Here is an 18,629-nt window from a genome sequence, read left to right as displayed (position 1 = left end):
ATGGAATGAATTTGCAGGAACTGAAAACGGTGTTTTAACTGTTTAATCTTATTTTCTTAAAAAATTAAAATCCGTTCCGATTTCGGCACGGATTTTTTTGTTTTTATGTTACTAGTAGTTGTTTCTCTCGCTCCGCAAAGTCTCCGACTTTGAGGTGGTGGTTTTCGGTTTTTAACCGATTTAGTTTTGTGCTATTTGATTTTTTTTGAGTCAAAGACTGATAAACACTTTCTCAAAGTCGGAGACTTTGCGGAACGACAACTTCGTTAGTTTGCTGCGCTCGTGTGCAAATCTGTGCTATCGGGTAATAGCCGTTTTAGTTTAATCCTGTATTTCTAATATTCCTATCCCAAAAAGAAATTACACTTTCAAGTTCTTTCCGGAAATCTGCAATTTGCGGAATTGGAATTTTCTTGTCAAATACATATGTGTTTTGTTTTCTTTCATTGAAGAATTTTGCGAATTCAAATGTTCCATTATCGAGAATATCAAAGCAAAATTCTACAGATGGAATTTGATTGTCATTTTTAATTTTAAATATTGTTGTTGCTTTTGCGGAAAACACTCTACCATTTTTTGAATTATCAATTGTTTTTTGAATTCCAACATTAAAATAACAACAATTTGGTTCTTTAGGATCTCGTGGAGAAATTCCAAACTCGTGAATTAAATTTTCTTGATTTTCGCCTTCAAATTTTCTAAAATCTTCCAAGCTCCATTCTTCTATTTGGATATCATACTTTTGAACTATTACCATGGCTTAATTATTTACTAAAAGTATGAAATTTTCGTTTCTTCTGGATTTTCTTAATGTTATGCACTTTGTTTTGTTTGTGTTTATGGGACTCAGATTGCAAATCTCAACTATCGAGATCGGGTCTAATTCCTTATGCAGCGAACAGACATACCGTATCGTTTTTCAAAAGTAGAAGTTGGTACTTTACCATGTGCATAATACAAGGTATGCATATAGGCATATAAATTAGTTTCTTGTGAAGAAGTCCACCACCATCCAGTTAAGCCTATTCCCGAGAATGCACCATAAGAGGAAAAACCACCAGGAAGTCCCATAAATCCACTACTATTGGTTGTTTCTGGGGTAGTTGCACTCCAATGTGTCACGCCCAACTCTTTCATTGTATAACCAGCAAGCATATCACCTCCCAAATAACCTATTAAAACAACCCATTCATCATTACTTGAAATATGCCACCCTTGTGGAGACAAACCTCTTGGATCATTTACCGCATACCAGTTGTACAATTTCCCATAAATCTGCCCATTATTAATATCATTTTTATAATAGCACCAAGCCCCTGTAGTTGTGTTTTTCCATTGTGTTGGGTCCGTTATTTGTGGTATAATATCTCCATTACGATATTTAGACACATTTAAGTTTTTTTGCATCCAAGTTTTAGATCCTATTTGTATAACATTATAAATATTACCATCAATATCACTAACTGGCAATGTATTGTTATTGTTGTCGTTTGGATTACTATCACTACCACTACTACTGCAACCTAAAAACAATACAGACGAGATGGTTAAAACTAAAATTAATATTGTTTTTTTCATTTTTTCATTTAAGTTAACTATTAAATACTTCAAAAAAATTATCTATAAAATAATTCTGTCATAATCAAAAATTCAATTATTTGAACAATTACCTTGAGCAGTGCCGGCATTTCTAAAATAACCTCCTTTAGTTATCCCATCAATAGTTTGAAAAGTTATCCATTGGCATGCATTTCCGACTTGTATATTATTTATAATATTTTTATTAGTGGCTTCCGATATACAATAGCATTTTTGAATTCCAGTTGGGCAAGTAGTTTGGATACAAACTTCATACCTAGCAATTGTAGGACTTGAATTTTCACTTTTAGAGCAAGACAAAAAACAAACAAATGCAAAGAATATTGATTTCTTCATTTCTTAATGATTTTCATTAATAAAATCTAAAAGTAATCCATTGTAATTCAAACATCTTACGGGTTCCCGTAAACGAGTTAATTTATTTTGAATCTAAATAATTCAATATATTTTAACTATTTCATAAAAGTTATATTTTAATAAAAGAATTCCTTAAAGCTCTGCTTCGGCGTAATGTACTAGTTTAAGTAGCCAAGACATGTTTCCATTTATTATAAAGATGAACCACTGTTGTAAAGTATAATAGGTCGTTTTCGCTTCTGGTAAGCGAAATAAGAGGGTACAAATTCCTCACTTGGATACAAAAAGCTTTAGAACAAGCATTTTCAATTAAAGGATTGTTAACTAGTCCTTTAGTTAACTTAATTGAAAAAGATTCAAAATATCCTAGTGTAAGAACTGCATCTTTTTGAAAATCTAAATTAGTTAAATGTAATTCTACAAGCTTTTTTTTTAGTTCAGGTTCTATTTCATTTAATTCTTCAACTGTAAAATTAATTGACTTATTTTTTAAATATTCTTCTAGATTAGGAGTTAACAATTTCAACTTATGTTCATTAGTTGCTTTGTAGATTGTAGCATTAGCAGTTGGCACCAATTTTTCAAAAAAGAAATCAAGTGTTTGTAAAGTATTTGAATTCAGGTATTGTTTTACTGCAGTATAGGCAATAATTAGAGTAACTGTCGCTCCATATAATTCGTTAAACTTTTTATGTATGGATAAAAAGTTATAGATCCCTTGAGAGGATGGAAAAATGAATGAATTATGGATAGCACAGTCGAATAGGACTACAAAAAAAGTTACAATAGTAAAAATAGTTAGTATCCACGTTAAAATTCCTAGGATTGAAAATAAAATCCTGAAGTCTTTGCTAAGTATGAGTTTTATTTTATTCATGTCAGTGTTAAAGTACTTTATCTCGATATCATTTTAATATTGTTAAATTCTAATTAATGTCAAATTATAGTGTTTAAAAATTAATAGTTTACAATTTTACAGAATCCTCTTCAAAGTAAATGGTGTTTGTTCTATAACTTAGCTATCTTTTGTTACTCTCCTCGACTTGTTAGGTAAGTCGATGAATGACAGTTAATCCTTATTTGTGTAGCTTTGTATGACAAAAGTCAAGTTTAATTTTGTACAATTACACCGCCACACTTCCTTTTATCAAAGCGTGTGGTTCGTATCCTTCGAGCGTGAAATCTTCAAAAGTAAAATCAAAAATATCTTTTATGGCTGGATTCAAAATCATTTTAGGCAATGGTTTTGGTTCACGTGACAATTGCAATTCGACTTGCTCAAAATGGTTGTTGTAAATGTGTGCATCGCCAAAAGCGTGAATGAATTCGCCAACTTTCAAGCCGCAAACTTGGGCAATCATCATTGTCAGCAAGGCATAAGAAGCAATATTAAAAGGAACGCCAAGAAAAATATCAGCACTTCGCTGATATAATTGGCAAGATAATTTTCCGTCAGAAACATAAAATTGGAAGAAAGCGTGACAAGGAGGCAAGGCCGCTTTATTGTTTGCCACATTCTCCGAAAATGATTTTGAATTATCAGGCAAAACACTTGGATTCCAAGCCGAAACGAGCATTCTTCTGCTGTTTGGGTTGGTTTTAAGTTCTTTGATAAGTTCTGAGATTTGGTCTATTTCTTCACTATTCCAGTTGCGCCATTGATGACCATAAACCGGACCTAAATTACCATTTTCATCTGCCCATGCATCCCAGATTTTCACTCCATTTTCTTGAAGATATTCAATATTTGTGTCACCTTTCAGAAACCAAAGCAATTCATAAATAATAGATTTCAGATGTAATTTTTTGGTAGTCACCATAGGAAAACCCTCGTTTAAATCAAAACGCATTTGGTAACCAAAAACACTTTTTGTTCCTGTTCCTGTTCGATCTCCTTTTTGATTTCCGTTTTTTAAAACGTGTTTTACTAAATCTAGGTATTGCTTCATTGTTTCTTTATTCGATTAGTAGTTAAACGATTTTTTACGACTCTCTTTTAGAAATTTCGTCTCTGATTTTGGCTGCTTTTTCATAATCTTCGTGTTCTACAGCCTGATCCAGCAATTCGTTTAATTCCTGCAAACTATGTTTTGAATAGGTTTCGCCAGATTGATTGCTTTCTTCTCCTTGTCTGAAAGTTTCAGGATTAGAAAGAACATCGTCTATTTCCTGAGAATCTTTGTTGGGATCCAATGGGTTTGATTTCAGGAAGATTCCGGCTTTGTCCAGAATATTTTTATAAGTAAAAATAGGAGCATTAAATCGCAAGGCTAATGCAATAGCATCAGAAGTTCTGGCGTCTATAATTTCTTCGATTTTATCTCTTTCGCAAATGATGCTTGAATAAAAAACACCATCAACCAGTTTGTGAATAATGACCTGTTTTACCACAATATCAAAACGATCGGCAAAATTTTTAAATAAATCGTGTGTCAAAGGACGAGGTGGTTTTATTTCTTTTTCCAAAGCAATTGCAATAGATTGAGCTTCGAAAGCACCAATAACAATAGGCAACTTTCTCTCCCCGTCAACCTCATTCAAAATCAGGGCGTAAGCGCCGTTTTGAGTTTGACTGTATGAAATTCCTTTTATGGATAATTTGACTAAGCTCATTTTCTTTATATAAAAAGCATCTAGTGCTTTATTAATGTTTTTTTTAGTAAAAAATAAAATGCAATTCTAATCAAAATATATTGAACAAAAAAGCTACCTAAAACAAAGATACGAATATCTTAATTGTAGGTAGCTAGTTTTGGGACTAGAATTATGAAATTATTAATGTTGTGCTTTAAAAGCTTTCAATTTTTCGGTTAATCTTGGAACAATATCAAAAGCATCTCCAACAATTCCATAGTCGGCAACTTTGAAAAATGGCGCTTCAGGATCCGTATTTATTACCACTTTTACTTTTGAAGCGTTAATTCCGGCGATGTGTTGTATTGCTCCCGAAATTCCAACTGCAATATATAAATTAGCAGCAACAGGTTTTCCTGTTTGTCCTACGTGTTCTGAATGAGGTCTCCAATCTAAATCTGAAACTGGTTTTGAACAAGCAGTTGCAGCTCCAAGAACTTCAGCTAAATTTTCAAGCATTCCCCAATTTTCAGGACCTTTTAATCCACGACCTCCTGAAACAACAATATCGGCATCAGCAATGGAAACTTTTCCAGAAACTTTTTCTACTGACTCTACTTTTATTCCAAAATCATTTTCTCCAATGCTTGGATTAAAATCTTCGGTTGTCAAAGTGGAAGCTTTTTCGAAAATACCATAAGAGTTTTTGGCTAAACCAAGAATTTTTACATCGGTAGCAATTTCGGTTATATTAAATGCTTTGGATGAAAAGGCATTTCTTCGAACCTGAAAAGGCGAAGTGCTCACTGGCAATCCCACTACATTTGAAGCGAAACCAGCTTCTAGCGAAACGGCAACCAATGGCGAAAGATAAATGCTGTCTGTTGTAGACGATAGTAAAATTAATTTTGCGCCTTCTTTTTGCGCCGCTTGTTTTATAACATCGGCGTACGCTTTGGCTGAAAAACCAGATAATTTGTCGTTAGTTACTTTTAAAACTTTATCAACTCCGTATTTTGATAATTCCGAAACGTCAGCAGTATTTATAGTTACGGCTGTAACTGTAGTTCCTAATGTTTCAGCTACTTTTTTTGCATAAGAAGCTAATTCGAAAGCTACTTTTCTGAATTTTCCTTCTGCTGATTCTGCATATATTAATATTGACATTTTTTATTATTTTAAATGTTGAATTATAAATTTTAAATGCTGTTTTGTGAATTTGAAATTAAATAACTTTAGCTTCGTTGTGTAATAAGTTGATTAATTCGTCCAAGTTGTCTGCAGAGACTAATTTCACGGCTGATTTTGGAGCTGGTTTTTCAAATTTCACGGCTTTAGTATTTATCGAAGAGTCAACAGGTTCAACAACAGTAAGTGTTTTTGTTCTGGCTGTCATAATTCCTCTCATATTCGGGATGCGTAAATCTTTTTCTTCGACCAATCCTTTTTGTCCGCCAATTATTAAAGGCAAAGTTGTTGAAACGGTTTCTCTTCCACCATCAATTTCGCGAATTGCTTTTACAGTAGTACCATCAACAATTATATCAGTACAGGAATTCAGGAAATTATATCCAAGTATACCGGCAATCATTCCGGGAACCATTCCGCCATTATAATCCAATGATTCTTTTCCGGCAATTATGATGTCGTATGCGCCATTTTTTATCACTTCAGCAAGTTGTTTAGCAACAAAGAAACTGTCAGTTGGATTTGCGTTTACACGAATCGCATCGTTTGCACCAATGGCTAATGCTTTTCTTAAAGTAGGCTCAGTTTCTGGCCCTCCAACAGTGGCAACAGTTATCGTTGCGCCTTGTTGTTCCTGAAACCAAACAGCGCGTGTTAAACCATATTCATCGTTGGGATTAATCACAAATTGAACACCATTAGTATCAAATTGAGAGTTATCATTTGTAAAATTAATTTTTGAAGTAGTATCAGGAACGTGACTGATGCAAACTAATATTTTCATAATTATAGATTTTATTTTCAAAATTTCCTGCACAAAATTATAATATTAATTTGAATAATATACTATGCGTGCATAATATTTTTCGTTATTATATCGATTTCGTAATCCTTATAAAAAAGCCATCCGATACTTTGTGCCTGGAAATAGTGAATAGCAAGATTGTCACCTTGTTATTTTAAACATAATTTATGCTTTTAAGTGATATAAAATATTTATTTTTGCGATTCGAAAATTACACATACAATGAAAAAAATGAGAACGATACAATTTAGAGAGGCTATTTGCGAAGCAATGAGTGAAGAAATGCGTCGAGATGAGTCTATTTATTTAATGGGTGAGGAAGTAGCTGAATATAATGGTGCTTACAAAGCTTCAAAAGGTATGCTTGCTGAATTTGGTGAAAAAAGAGTTATCGACACACCAATTGCTGAACTTGGTTTTACCGGAATTGCAGTTGGTTCTGCAATGAATGGATGCAGACCAATCGTTGAATATATGACTTTCAATTTCTGTCTAGTTGGTATTGATCAGATTATTAATAATGCTGCTAAAATGCGTCAAATGACAGGTGGACAATTTAATGTTCCTATTGTTTTTCGCGGACCAACGGCTTCAGCAGGACAACTTGGTGCAACACACTCACAAGCTTTAGAAAATTGGTTTGCCAATACTCCAGGTCTTAAAGTTATAGTCCCATCTACAGTTTATGATGCTAAAGGGTTGTTGAAATCAGCTATTCGTGATAATGATCCAGTAATTTTTATGGAATCAGAACAAATGTATGGTGACAAAGGGGAAGTTCCAGAAGGAGAATATACTATTCCAATTGGTCTAGCAGATGTAAAAAGAGTGGGAACTGACGTTACAATTGTCTCTTTTGGAAAAATTATTAAAGAAGCTTTTATAGCTGCCGATGAATTAGAGAAGGAAGGAATTTCTTGTGAAATTGTCGATTTAAGAACAGTTCGTCCGATGGACCACGAAACTATTCTTACTTCAGTTAGAAAGACAAATAGATTAGTAATTCTTGAGGAAGCCTGGCCGTTTGCAAGTGTTTCTTCGGAGATTGCTTATATTGTTCAAGAACGTGCTTTTGATTTTCTTGATGCCCCAATTCAACGTATTACAACTGCCGATACTCCAGCGCCTTATTCACCAGTTTTACTGAAAGAATGGTTGCCAAATGCTGACGATGTTGTCAAAGCAGTAAAAAAAGTATTGTATAAATAAGGTGTTAAACTTTTCCGAATATTAGAAGCATTAAAAAATCTAATATAGGGAATTAACTATATTTGAAACTTCATCAGAATCCTAAATTTGATGAGGTTTTTTTTGATTATGAAAAAAGAGATATTATTTAATTTGTTCTTTTTATTTGCTTTTACAAGCACCATTTTTGCTCAAACAAAAGTTAGTGGCGTAGTTGTGGACAAGTTAAATCAGCCGGTTCCTTTTGCTAATGTAGCTTTCAAAAATTCAAGCGAAGGTGCTGTTTGTAATGAAGATGGCATCTTTTATTTAGAATCCCCAAAAAACTATCCAACAATCGTAATAACTTCAGTAGGGTATTCTGACCGGGAAATTGAATTGGAAAAATCTGTCAACTATAATTTTAAAATTCAATTAAAAGAAATTGAAACTTTAAAAGAAGTTGTGATTTATAAAGGGAAAACCTCCAAAAAGAACAATCCTGCTTTAGATATTCTTAGAAAAATTTGGGAACATCGACGCAAAAATGGCTTACATTTATTCGCTCAATACCAAATGGAAAAGTACGAAAAAATAGAGTTTGATTTGAATACTATTGATAGTGCTTATATGAAAAAGAATTTTTTCAAAGGAATGGAGTTTATTTTCAACCAAGTAGATACATCAAAGATTACCGGAAAAACCTATTTGCCCATTTTTATAAATGAAGCCTTGTCAGATGTTTATGGTGATAACAAATTAAAGAAAGTTAAAGAAAAAACAAAAGCCAATAAGACCTCCGGCTTTAATGGTAATCAACAAATTTTGTCTTTTGTAAATGATTTATATACGGAATTTGATATTTATGATAATCACTTGACTTTTTTCGACAAAAGTTTTACAAGTCCACTTTCAAAAACCGGGGTTGATACCTACAATTATATATTAAGGGACAGCGCCTATATTGACAAAAAGTGGTGTTACAATATTGTGTTTTATCCAAGACGTAAAAATGAATTGACTTTCAAGGGAGACTTTTGGGTAAGTGATACTACTTATGCTCTGAAAAACATCAACATGGCGGCTACTAAAAGTGCTAATATTAACTGGGTAAAAGATATTTATATTGAGCAAGAGTTTGAAGTAATGAATGATTCTATTTTTCTATTGACCAAAGATTATATGATGACTGATTTTGCCCTGAACAAAAAAGATAAATCTAAAGGAGTTTATGGAAAAAGAACTACTTTTTATAGAGACCATAAATTCAATATTGAAAAACCAGAGAAATTTTATAAAGAAGAAGTGAATTATTATGACCAGGAAGTCTATAATAAGCCAGAAGATTATTGGGAAGAAAACCGTTTTGAAAATCTGACCAAAGATGAAAAAGGGGTTTATAAAATGCTTGATACATTACAAACCGTTAAGAAATTCAAACAAATTTATAGTTTGGTCGAAATATTGGATAGTGGTTATATTAATTCTGGAAATTTAGATTATGGACCAATATATGCAGTTGTTGGACAAAATTCTGTCGAAGGATTGCGATTGCGAACTGGAGTAAGAACTTATTTTGGACCCAATGACCCTTGGCGTTTGCAAACTTATATAGCCTATGGATTTAAAGATGATAAGTTCAAATATGGAGTTACCGGAAAATGGATGGTTGAGCCCAAAAATAGAGTTATTATTGCAGCAGGCAATCGAAGAGATATTGAACAAATTGGAGCTTCTCTCACAACAACAAATGATATTTTAGGACGCAATTATGCCTCCTCAGGTTTATTGACATTTGGAAGTAACGATAAACTAACAAATGTCAATTTGAGTAATATTGAAGTTGAAACAGAGCCAATAAAAAACTTAACATTTGGACTAGGTGTCACTTATCGAACTTTAATATCGGCTAGTCCTGAATTTAGCTTGGATTATTATACTGATTTATCACAAACAACCATAAAAAGTCAAGTAAAACAATCTGAAATAAACGTCAAGGTTGAATATACTCCAAACAGAAAGCCTATTGGTTTCGCAGTCGAAAGATACAATACAGACAGCCCTTTTACAAGCCTTTTTGTAACCTATAGTCAGGGATTTAAAGGATTACTTTCTAGTGATTTTGAGTATAAAAAACTACAGCTTTATTACAAACAACCCATAATTATTGGGCCATTAGGACGTTCAAATATCACTGTTGAAATAGGAAAAACATTCGGTTATATTCCACTAGGGTTAATGAGTGTTGTGCCTGGGAATCAATCTCTTTTTGATATTTCGAACACTTTTAGCAATCTTCAATATTACGAATTTGTTGCGGATCAATATGTGACTTTTAAGTGGGATCACGACTTTCACGGTAGGTTTTTTGCCAGGATTCCTTTTATGAGAAAACTAAATTGGCGCGAAAACATTGGGTTCAAATCAGTCTATGGAACGGTTTCGGATGAAAACAGGACGATAAATGCCTCGGGTTTAGTTTACAATGCTCCAGATAAAGTATATTGGGAATATAGCGCAGGAATTGGAAATATCTTTAAATTTTTTCGTGTTGATTTTTCGTGGAGAGGCAATTATCTCAATATGCCTGATGCTAATAAATTTGCCACAAAAATCTCGATGGGATTTTATTTTTAATATGCAACAAGCCGTTAAATATCTATTAGAAAAAGACGCCATTTTCAATCACATTATTGATAAATATGGGTTGCCAATAATTCCAAAACGACCACAAGGTTTTGAAACTTTGGTGCTATTAATTCTCGAACAGCAGGTTTCCATAGATTCGGCAAAGGCGACTTTTTTAAAACTAAAAGCGAAAGAGCAGAATTTTCAACCTGAATCATTGCTTTATATTTCAGATGAAGAATATAGAAATATTGGCGTAAGCCGTCAAAAAACTTCCTACATCAAGGCTTTGTCAAGTTCCATAATTAAGAATGAAATTGATATTGACAGTCTTACAACTAAATCTGCTAAACAAGTTCGTGAGGAATTAATCAAAATCAAGGGAATTGGCAACTGGACAATCGACGTTTATTTAATGTTTTCACTTCAGGCGCCAGATATAATACCACTTGGCGACATTGCTGTAGTAAATACAATAAAGGAGTTGCTTGATATTCACGACAAACGAGAAATGGAAATTTATGTTTCAAAATGGAGTCCGCACAAATCTGTAGCAACTTTCCTTTTGTGGCATTATTATTTAAGAAAAAGAAAAAGAACCATTGTATATTGAAGTCTTGAATTATTAACATTTAACCAATAGATAATAGCTGATTATCATTGTAAAAATGTATATTTTGCTTACTTTTGCAAGCATAAATAAAAAATATATAAAAAGTAATGACTGCAGATAGAAAAAAAACTTTCGATGTCTTAATCGAAATACCAAGAGGGAGTAGAAATAAATATGAATATGATTTTAAAATAAAAAGAATGCGTTTTGACAGAATGTTATTCTCGTCAATGATGTACCCTGCAGATTACGGATTTATACCAGAAACATTGGCTTTAGACGGTGACCCTTTGGACGTTTTAGTTTTGATTAATGAACCCACTTTTCCTGGATGTGTGATGGAAGTAAAACCAATTGGTGTTTTTCACATGGCAGATGATAAAGGACCAGACGAAAAAATAATTTGTGTGCCAGTATCAGATCCAATATGGAATTCTTTAGAAAATCTATCAGATGTCAATCCGCATTTATTAAAAGAAATTGAACATTTTTTTCAAGTGTATAAAGATCTCGAAAACAAAATAGTTGACGTAGAAGGATGGGGAGATATAAACGAAGCATTCGCTATTATAGAAGAATGTACTCAGCGTTTTGATGAAATCGAAAACAAACCAAAAGGATTGTTTAGTATAAAATAATTTTTTACTAAAAATTTTATCAAAAAAGCAATATTCTGTCTGGAATATTGCTTTTTTATTTATTTAGGTTTGCTACATTTGCAAAAATTAAAAATAACCAAAAATATTTTTTATGAATACAATAATGATTTATGTGCCAATAATATTGGCGTTAATTGGATTAGTTTTTATGGCTGTCAAAAGAGCCTGGGTTTTAAAACAAGATGCTGGAGATGGTAAAATGAAAGAAATTTCAGAATATATCCACGAAGGTGCACTAGCTTTTCTTAATGCAGAATATAGATTATTGACAATATTTGTGGTTTTGGCAAGTATTGTTTTAGCTGGAATAACTTTTATACCAGGAACATCAACGCATTTATTAATAGTGGTTGCTTTTATTTTTGGAGCAATTTTCTCGGCTTTGGCGGGAAATTTAGGAATGAAAATAGCAACAAAAACAAATGTTAGAACAACGCAAGCTGCACGAACAAGTTTGCCAAAAGCACTAAAAGTTTCTTTTGGTGGCGGAACGGTAATGGGATTAGGTGTTGCTGGATTAGCTGTTTTAGGACTTACAGGATTCTTCATTTTATTTTATTATGTATATATGGGTGGAGTTTGGACTTCAACTGAAGATATGACTACTGTTCTGGAAACATTAGCTGGTTTCTCTCTTGGAGCCGAATCTATTGCTTTGTTTGCGCGTGTTGGTGGTGGAATTTATACAAAAGCTGCCGATGTAGGTGCTGATTTAGTAGGTAAAGTTGAAGCTGGAATTCCAGAAGATGATCCAAGAAATCCTGCTACAATTGCTGATAATGTTGGAGATAACGTCGGAGACGTTGCAGGAATGGGTGCTGATTTATTTGGTTCTTATGTTGCAACAGTACTTGCTACAATGGTTCTTGGGAACTATGTAATTAAAGATATGGGTGGAAACATTCAAGATGCCTTTGGTGGAATCGGGCCTATTTTATTGCCAATGGCGATTGCTGGTTTTGGAATATTGTCCTCTATTATTGGGACAATGTTAGTTAAAATTACCGATAATGATGCAAAAGAAGCACAAGTGCAAAGAGCGTTAAATATTGGAAACTGGGTTTCTATTTTATTAACAGCTATTGCTTGTTTTCTATTAATTAAATATATGTTGCCTTCAACAATGAAAATGAATTTCTTCGGCGAAGGATTAAAAGAAATTTCATCAATGAGAGTTTTCTATGCTTCAATCGTAGGATTGGTAGTTGGAGCAATTATCTCATCAGTTACTGAATATTACACTGGTTTGGGAACAAAACCAGTATTGGCAATTGTCGCAAAATCTTCAACTGGAGCAGGAACTAATATTATTGCTGGTTTATCTACTGGTATGATTTCTACTTTTCCTAAAGTTCTTGTATTAGCTGCTGCCATTTGGATTTCTTATTCTTTTGCAGGTTTCTACGGAGTTGCACTTGCTGCTTCTGCAATGATGGCTACAACGGCTATGCAATTAGCAATTGATGCTTTCGGACCAATATCTGACAATGCTGGTGGAATTGCAGAAATGAGTGAATTACCAAAAGAAGTTCGTATGAGAACCGATATTTTGGATTCAGTTGGAAACACAACTGCTGCAACTGGAAAAGGATTTGCAATCGCTTCGGCTGCCTTGACCTCTTTAGGTTTGTTTGCTGCTTATGTAACTTTCACAGGAATCGACGGAATCAATATTTTCAAAGCACCCGTTTTATCAATGTTATTCGTTGGTGCAATGATACCAGTTGTATTCTCTGCGTTGGTAATGAATTCTGTAGGTAAAGCTGCAATGGATATGGTAAATGAAGTGCGTCGTCAGTTCAGGGAAATTCCAGGAATTATGGAAGGAACCGGAAAACCTGAATATGCAAAATGTGTTGATATTTCTACAAAAGCCGCTTTGCACGAAATGATTTTGCCTGGGATTTTGACTATTGGCTTTCCTATTGGAATTGTATTGCTAGGTGAACTTGTTTATAGGGGTGATGCCATTGCAAACTCAATGGTTGCTGAAATGTTAGGAGGATATATGGCTGGAGTTACAGTTTCAGGTGTTGTTTGGGCTATTTTCCAAAACAATGCAGGTGGTGCTTGGGATAATGCAAAAAAATCTTTTGAAGCAGGAGTTTTAGTTGATGGATTAATGAGTTTCAAAGGTTCTGATGCTCACAAAGCTGCAGTAACCGGAGATACTGTTGGGGATCCATTTAAAGATACTTCTGGACCATCTATGAATATCTTAATTAAATTGATGAGTATTGTTAGTTTGGTAATTGCACCAACACTTGCAAAACTACACCAGGATAAAATTCAATCGAACAGAAAAGCACAAATGGAAACCATCATGAAAATGAGCAGCCATACCAATTCTGTTGAAGAAGTAAAATAAAATTATTAGAAAATATATTTAACCAGGATGCTGAAATATCCTGGTTTTTTTATTCAGGGAATTTCTGTTTGATAAAACTGCTCTTAAAATATTTGTAAATTGCAGGATGCCTCCAGTAATATTATACTACGCCATTCCGTTTTTTGTGCTGCTGCTTTCAATTGAAGCATGGTTTTCTTATAAAGAAAATAAACACTTGTACGAAACCAAAAACACTTTTGGCAGTTTGGGTTTGGGCATTGGCAATGTGTTGGTGGGTTTTATTACCAAAGCTTTAATCTTCGGGCTTTTCAGCCTGATTTACCAATACCGGATTTTTGATTTAGACATTTCGAAATGGTGGTTTTGGGTGTTGATTTTTTTTGCCGATGACCTCTCCTATTATTGTTTTCACCGCACCAGTCATTTTGTAAATTTTTTATGGGCCAGCCATGTGGTGCATCATTCATCAAAACATTATAATTTGGCTGCTGCCCTACGTCAAACCTGGACGGGAAATTTAACCGGCAGTTTTTTATTCTGGGCATGGATGCCGCTGGTAGGTTTTCATCCCATCTGGATTTTATTCATGCAGCAAATCAGTCTTATTTATCAATTCTGGATCCATACCGAAACCATCAAAAAATTACCAAGACCCATCGAATTTATTTTCAATACGCCTTCCCATCACCGGGTGCATCATGGCGTAGATTTAAAATATCTGGATAAAAATCATGCAGGTATTTTAATTATCTGGGACCGAATGTTTGGCAGTTTTCAACCCGAAGAAGAAAGGCCCACTTACGGTCTTACAAAAAATATTGAATCGCATAATCCGGTAATCATTGCATTAACCACATGGGGCCAATTAATTAAAAAAGTATCCACATCCGGTTCAATCAGCAATGGCATAAAATATCTGATGAAATCTCCCGGATGGAGCCACGATGGGAGTAGTAAAACGACTGTGCAATTGAGGAAAAAGTATGAAGAGTTAAGAGTTAAGAGTGATCAGTTATAAGTTTTAAGTTTTAAGTTATAAGTTTTAAGTTTTGCTGTCATTCCGAGGAACGAGGAATCTGCTTAATTAAAAACAACTGTTGAAATGAGGTTAAAGGTTTAATTATTGATTTTTAATTATTGATTTTTGATTTTTGATTTAAAATTTTTCTGCTACATTTACATACGAAAAATATCGTACTATGGCAATAACCAAACAAAATAAACCTACTGAAGGCGAGTTGGAAATCCTTCAAATACTCTGGACCAAGCAATCAGCAACGGTTAGAGAAATTCATGAGGTAATAATAAAAACAAAAGATGCCGGCTATACTACTACCCTCAAACTAATGCAGATTATGTTTGAAAAAGGAATTGTTACCCGTGACAGCAGCAACAAAACGCATATTTACCAGCCGGCAGTGAGCAAGGAAAAAACCCAAACTTTATTTCTTAATAAAATGATTGACTCCCTGTTTTCGGGCTCACCGGCACAGTTAGTAATGCAGGCATTGGGTAATCATAAAGCTTCTAAAAAAGAATTAGAAGAAATCAGCAATTATTTAAAAACAATAAAATAAGCGGCCGTTATGTTGGTACCTGCTTTTGAAAAATATTATTTTTTACAATCAATCGGTTGGGGCATTGTCAACAGCTTTTGGCAAGCCGGCATACTTTGGTTATTGTATAAATTAATTGAAGTTGGAGGAAACAAAAATCTGTCAGCATTATTTAAGCACCAGCTAAGTTTACTATTTCTTGGGGCTTCGTTTGTATGGTTTGTAAATACTGTTTTTCAACATTATTTTTATTTGACAGATTTAAGCCAATATTACAACCGGTTATTAAATTTTGAATGGGCTGGATTTTCTGAGCAAATAAATTTAGCACTGCAGTTGTTATCTATTGGCTATTTCGTATTATTATTGCAGCAACTTATTAAATTCTTTAAAAGCCTTACAGGCCTGCATTACATTAAAACCAATGCATTGCAAAAAGCTGCGGTTGACATCAGAATTTTTACAAATCAAACTGCCCTTCTTTTAGGAATTAAAAAAAATATCAGCATTTGGTTTTCCAACAACGTAGATGTGCCATCTGTAATTGGATGGATTAAACCCATTATTTTATTACCTGTTACAGCGCTTAATCAACTTACTACCGAGCAAGCCCAATCCGTAATTCTGCATGAACTGGCGCATATAAAAAGAAACGATTACTTCATAAATTTAATTCAGTCAGTTATTGAACTGATTCTTTTCTTTAACCCATTTATAAAATTGTTAAGCAACACTATTAAAAGAGAAAGAGAAAATTGTTGCGATGATTGGGTGGTTAATTTTAAATATAACAAACAGCAGTATGCATCGGCTTTGTTGATTTTGGAAGAACAAAGAAGAAACGCAGTACAGCTTGCCATGGCGGCTACAAATGATAAACATCAATTACTTGCCAGGATAAAAAGAATTTTTATTGCAACTCCAACCGTGGGTATCCAAGCCCTGCAACAAATAAAATTAGCAACCCTAAGTCTTTTAATTTTAGCTGGAATTCTTTTAATCTCTCCAGGAACAAAAAAGACTGTGATAGCTGAAACTGTTGCCAATACTGCAATACAGACAAAAAGCAACCAGCAATCATTATCAAACACTGAAACAATAAAATCAGAGAAAATTGTAAATGAGCTGCCAATAAAAACAGCCATTGTAAAAAACAATTCAGTTAAATCAAAACCTGAAATTGACAATAAGCAGCATAACAGTGCGGTTGATTATACCGTTGCATTTATTAATGATGATTTATTAAAAGGAAAAAAGGATATTATTTACAGTGCAATTACTGCATCCAATAAAGAAACAACGGCACCGGTGATGATGACAATTGAAGAACAACAATCGGGAACTGATGAAAAGAAAATTTATATTTTTCAATTAAATAATGATAATGGTAATCCTGAAATAAAACCAATGATCATTATTAATAAAGGAAAGGTCGAATTCAAAAAAGGCGTTTCTAAAAAAATACAAAAGAAAAAAAGGATTACATCTTAATATTTAATAAAAACCTTACAACACAATTTTAAGTAAATACAATCTATAACAACATCTTATTATTTGGATATGCTTTAAAATAAAACTGCCTGGATAAACCAGGCAGTTTTATTTTGGAAATGTTGTATTATTTTATAATTGTAACGTAACCTGTAATTGGCTTTCTTCCACTACCCGGTTCAATAATATAATAGTAAGTTCCAAAGGGTAAACTCTTTCCTTTTGAAGTACCATTCCAACCGGGAGCCTGGTACCCGATTGATTCATAAACCAATTGTCCGTTACGGTTAAACACTCTGATGTAACATTCGGGGTAAGAATCTAAATATTGAATGGTCCAGTTTTCATTTTTACCATCGCCATTTGGTGTAAAGGTATTTGGTATAACCGGCGCCTTTAATAATTTTACAAATACCGAATCTTTAGAGGTACAACCGCCTGTTGCAACAACTACTAATTTATAAGTGATATCATCCGTGATATCTTTTACAACCGGTTTTAAAATCTTATTATTATTTAAAAAATTGTTGGGTGTCCATAAATATTGCAAGCCATTTCCAGTGGCAGTTGCATCCAGTGTTAATTGACCGCCTTCTAGTAAAACCCTGTCTGGTCCTGCACTTATAACAGGAAATGCATACACGGTAAATGATTTTGAAACGGTATCCTTGCAGCCAAAATTGTTTTCAATTTGCAACTCAACCTTGTAAACTTTTGCAGTTGTATAGGTTTGAGAAACGGGTAATTTACTGGTTGATGTTTGGCCATTATCAAAATTCCATAACCATTTATTTACGGTGCCATCTGCACCAATACTGTTGTCGCTGAATTTTACAAACTGTTTCTCACATATACTAGAGCTATCCGATTTATAATCGGCTGTTGGTTGTGGGTGAATGGTATTAACTGCAATCACTTTTGTATTTACACATCCGGCACCACTTTTACAAGTAAGGCTAACATTATAAACCCGGCTGGTAGAAAAATAATGTGATGGATTTTTACTTACAGAAGTATTGCTGCTACCGCTGATAAGATCATCAAAATTCCAGGCGTAGGTAAATGTATTTTCGGTACCATCGGCAATGGTTGAGGAATCAATAAAATTAACCGTGGCATCGGGCAAACAAATACTTGCAGGAAATTTAAAGTATGGTACCGGTAAAGGATTTACTGTAATCTGTTTTTGCTTACTTACCACACAACCTTTGCTGGTAGTAATTGTAAGCGTAACTGTATAGGTATTATGCGTAGCAAAAACATGATTTACTGATGCAGCAGTTGAATTATTTACAGCAGCTGTTCCATCACCAAAATTCCAATTCCAATTTACAATGCTGCCACTTGCAACTGGTATTGAAGAGGAATCGGTAAATGTAATTGCATTGGCTGCACAACGTGGCGTATTAAATCCAAAGTTGGCAATTGCCGGAGCCAACACGGTTATATTTTTTGAAATAGTATCAACACAACCAAAGTTTGATGTGTATTTATAATTGATTAAAAATGTACCAACCCCTACTGTTGCTGGGGTAAATAATCCTGTTGCATTTACGCCGGAACCGGTAAACAAAAATGTTCCAGGCACACCACCGGTTTCTGTAGCCTGAATAATCTGAAAATTGATTGCATCTAAACAAAC

General features: G+C 33.7%; 17 protein-coding genes. 8 read left to right on the top strand and 9 right to left on the bottom strand.

The window, feature by feature from the left end:
- Nucleotides 1-316: 316 nt before the first annotated feature.
- From ACH2BV_RS01125 to ACH2BV_RS01090, 8 genes are all read right to left on the bottom strand, one after another.
- Nucleotides 317-757 carry a hypothetical protein gene (locus ACH2BV_RS01125; RefSeq protein WP_395048654.1) on the bottom strand — a complete coding sequence of 147 codons (441 nt, stop codon included), beginning with the start codon at nucleotides 755-757 and terminating at the stop codon, nucleotides 317-319.
- Nucleotides 758-879: 122 nt separating this feature from the next.
- The gene (locus ACH2BV_RS01120) at nucleotides 880-1,578 is read right to left on the bottom strand and encodes a fibrobacter succinogenes major paralogous domain-containing protein (RefSeq protein ID WP_395048653.1); all 699 of its coding nucleotides are present in this window, start codon (nucleotides 1,576-1,578) and stop codon (nucleotides 880-882) included.
- A gap of 72 nt (nucleotides 1,579-1,650) precedes the next feature.
- Nucleotides 1,651-1,935: a hypothetical protein gene (locus ACH2BV_RS01115; protein WP_395048651.1), complete on the bottom strand. Its 285-nt coding sequence runs from the start codon at nucleotides 1,933-1,935 to the stop codon at nucleotides 1,651-1,653.
- A gap of 184 nt (nucleotides 1,936-2,119) precedes the next feature.
- Nucleotides 2,120-2,833 (bottom strand): hypothetical protein, encoded by a 714-nt coding sequence (locus ACH2BV_RS01110; protein WP_395048650.1) that lies wholly within the window; start codon nucleotides 2,831-2,833, stop codon nucleotides 2,120-2,122.
- A gap of 247 nt (nucleotides 2,834-3,080) precedes the next feature.
- The gene (locus tag ACH2BV_RS01105) at nucleotides 3,081-3,905 is read right to left on the bottom strand and encodes a thymidylate synthase (RefSeq protein WP_395048648.1); all 825 of its coding nucleotides are present in this window, start codon (nucleotides 3,903-3,905) and stop codon (nucleotides 3,081-3,083) included.
- Nucleotides 3,906-3,939: 34 nt separating this feature from the next.
- Nucleotides 3,940-4,569, bottom strand: coding sequence for a bifunctional nuclease family protein (locus tag ACH2BV_RS01100; RefSeq protein WP_194311190.1), 630 nt, complete (start codon nucleotides 4,567-4,569; stop codon nucleotides 3,940-3,942).
- Between the two features lie 162 nt (nucleotides 4,570-4,731).
- Entirely contained in the window at nucleotides 4,732-5,697 is a 966-nt protein-coding gene (locus ACH2BV_RS01095; protein WP_395048646.1) for an electron transfer flavoprotein subunit alpha/FixB family protein, read from the bottom strand.
- 58 nt (nucleotides 5,698-5,755) lie between these two features.
- Nucleotides 5,756-6,502, bottom strand: coding sequence for an electron transfer flavoprotein subunit beta/FixA family protein (locus ACH2BV_RS01090; protein ID WP_395048645.1), 747 nt, complete (start codon nucleotides 6,500-6,502; stop codon nucleotides 5,756-5,758).
- 252 nt (nucleotides 6,503-6,754) lie between these two features.
- Between ACH2BV_RS01090 and ACH2BV_RS01085 the strand changes: the two genes are divergently transcribed.
- From ACH2BV_RS01085 to ACH2BV_RS01050, 8 genes are all read left to right on the top strand, one after another.
- Nucleotides 6,755-7,732, top strand: a complete 978-nt coding sequence (locus ACH2BV_RS01085) for a pyruvate dehydrogenase complex E1 component subunit beta (protein ID WP_395048655.1) — start codon at nucleotides 6,755-6,757, stop codon at nucleotides 7,730-7,732.
- Between the two features lie 108 nt (nucleotides 7,733-7,840).
- On the top strand, nucleotides 7,841-10,327 hold the full coding sequence (locus ACH2BV_RS01080) for a DUF5686 family protein (protein ID WP_395048644.1): 2,487 nt from the start codon (nucleotides 7,841-7,843) through the stop codon (nucleotides 10,325-10,327).
- Between the two features lies 1 nt (nucleotide 10,328).
- The gene (locus tag ACH2BV_RS01075) at nucleotides 10,329-10,931 is read left to right on the top strand and encodes a DNA-3-methyladenine glycosylase family protein (RefSeq protein WP_395048643.1); all 603 of its coding nucleotides are present in this window, start codon (nucleotides 10,329-10,331) and stop codon (nucleotides 10,929-10,931) included.
- A 107-nt stretch (nucleotides 10,932-11,038) separates the two neighbouring features.
- Entirely contained in the window at nucleotides 11,039-11,569 is a 531-nt protein-coding gene (locus ACH2BV_RS01070) for an inorganic diphosphatase (protein ID WP_395048641.1), read from the top strand.
- A gap of 112 nt (nucleotides 11,570-11,681) precedes the next feature.
- Nucleotides 11,682-13,958 carry a sodium-translocating pyrophosphatase gene (locus tag ACH2BV_RS01065; RefSeq protein WP_395048640.1) on the top strand — a complete coding sequence of 759 codons (2,277 nt, stop codon included), beginning with the start codon at nucleotides 11,682-11,684 and terminating at the stop codon, nucleotides 13,956-13,958.
- A 106-nt stretch (nucleotides 13,959-14,064) separates the two neighbouring features.
- Complete coding sequence (locus tag ACH2BV_RS01060; protein ID WP_395048638.1) at nucleotides 14,065-14,958, top strand: sterol desaturase family protein; 894 nt, start codon at nucleotides 14,065-14,067, stop codon at nucleotides 14,956-14,958.
- Between the two features lie 181 nt (nucleotides 14,959-15,139).
- Entirely contained in the window at nucleotides 15,140-15,517 is a 378-nt protein-coding gene (locus ACH2BV_RS01055) for a BlaI/MecI/CopY family transcriptional regulator (RefSeq protein ID WP_395048636.1), read from the top strand.
- A gap of 9 nt (nucleotides 15,518-15,526) precedes the next feature.
- The gene (locus ACH2BV_RS01050) at nucleotides 15,527-16,987 is read left to right on the top strand and encodes a M56 family metallopeptidase (protein ID WP_395048635.1); all 1,461 of its coding nucleotides are present in this window, start codon (nucleotides 15,527-15,529) and stop codon (nucleotides 16,985-16,987) included.
- Between the two features lie 127 nt (nucleotides 16,988-17,114).
- Here ACH2BV_RS01050 and ACH2BV_RS01045 read toward each other — a convergent pair.
- The coding region (locus ACH2BV_RS01045; protein WP_395048634.1) for a PKD domain-containing protein at nucleotides 17,115-18,629 on the bottom strand (1,515 nt) is incomplete at its 5' end.

Source organism: Flavobacterium sp. (assembly GCF_043780635.1).
Taxonomy (GTDB): Bacteria; Bacteroidota; Bacteroidia; order Flavobacteriales; family Flavobacteriaceae; genus Flavobacterium.
This window is presented reverse-complemented; position numbering and strand designations above follow the sequence as displayed.

Coding starts and splice junctions, on each gene's coding strand:
- ACH2BV_RS01120 (WP_395048653.1), bottom strand. CDS start 1,578: ATGAAAAAAACAATATTAATTTTAGTTTTAACCATCTCGTCTGTATTG.
- ACH2BV_RS01090 (WP_395048645.1), bottom strand. CDS start 6,502: ATGAAAATATTAGTTTGCATCAGTCACGTTCCTGATACTACTTCAAAA.
- ACH2BV_RS01095 (WP_395048646.1), bottom strand. CDS start 5,697: ATGTCAATATTAATATATGCAGAATCAGCAGAAGGAAAATTCAGAAAA.
- ACH2BV_RS01105 (WP_395048648.1), bottom strand. CDS start 3,905: ATGAAGCAATACCTAGATTTAGTAAAACACGTTTTAAAAAACGGAAAT.
- ACH2BV_RS01110 (WP_395048650.1), bottom strand. CDS start 2,833: ATGAATAAAATAAAACTCATACTTAGCAAAGACTTCAGGATTTTATTT.
- ACH2BV_RS01080 (WP_395048644.1), top strand. CDS start 7,841: ATGAAAAAAGAGATATTATTTAATTTGTTCTTTTTATTTGCTTTTACA.
- ACH2BV_RS01060 (WP_395048638.1), top strand. CDS start 14,065: ATGCCTCCAGTAATATTATACTACGCCATTCCGTTTTTTGTGCTGCTG.
- ACH2BV_RS01075 (WP_395048643.1), top strand. CDS start 10,329: ATGCAACAAGCCGTTAAATATCTATTAGAAAAAGACGCCATTTTCAAT.
- ACH2BV_RS01050 (WP_395048635.1), top strand. CDS start 15,527: ATGTTGGTACCTGCTTTTGAAAAATATTATTTTTTACAATCAATCGGT.
- ACH2BV_RS01085 (WP_395048655.1), top strand. CDS start 6,755: ATGAGAACGATACAATTTAGAGAGGCTATTTGCGAAGCAATGAGTGAA.
- ACH2BV_RS01115 (WP_395048651.1), bottom strand. CDS start 1,935: ATGAAGAAATCAATATTCTTTGCATTTGTTTGTTTTTTGTCTTGCTCT.
- ACH2BV_RS01055 (WP_395048636.1), top strand. CDS start 15,140: ATGGCAATAACCAAACAAAATAAACCTACTGAAGGCGAGTTGGAAATC.
- ACH2BV_RS01125 (WP_395048654.1), bottom strand. CDS start 757: ATGGTAATAGTTCAAAAGTATGATATCCAAATAGAAGAATGGAGCTTG.
- ACH2BV_RS01070 (WP_395048641.1), top strand. CDS start 11,039: ATGACTGCAGATAGAAAAAAAACTTTCGATGTCTTAATCGAAATACCA.
- ACH2BV_RS01065 (WP_395048640.1), top strand. CDS start 11,682: ATGAATACAATAATGATTTATGTGCCAATAATATTGGCGTTAATTGGA.
- ACH2BV_RS01100 (WP_194311190.1), bottom strand. CDS start 4,569: ATGAGCTTAGTCAAATTATCCATAAAAGGAATTTCATACAGTCAAACT.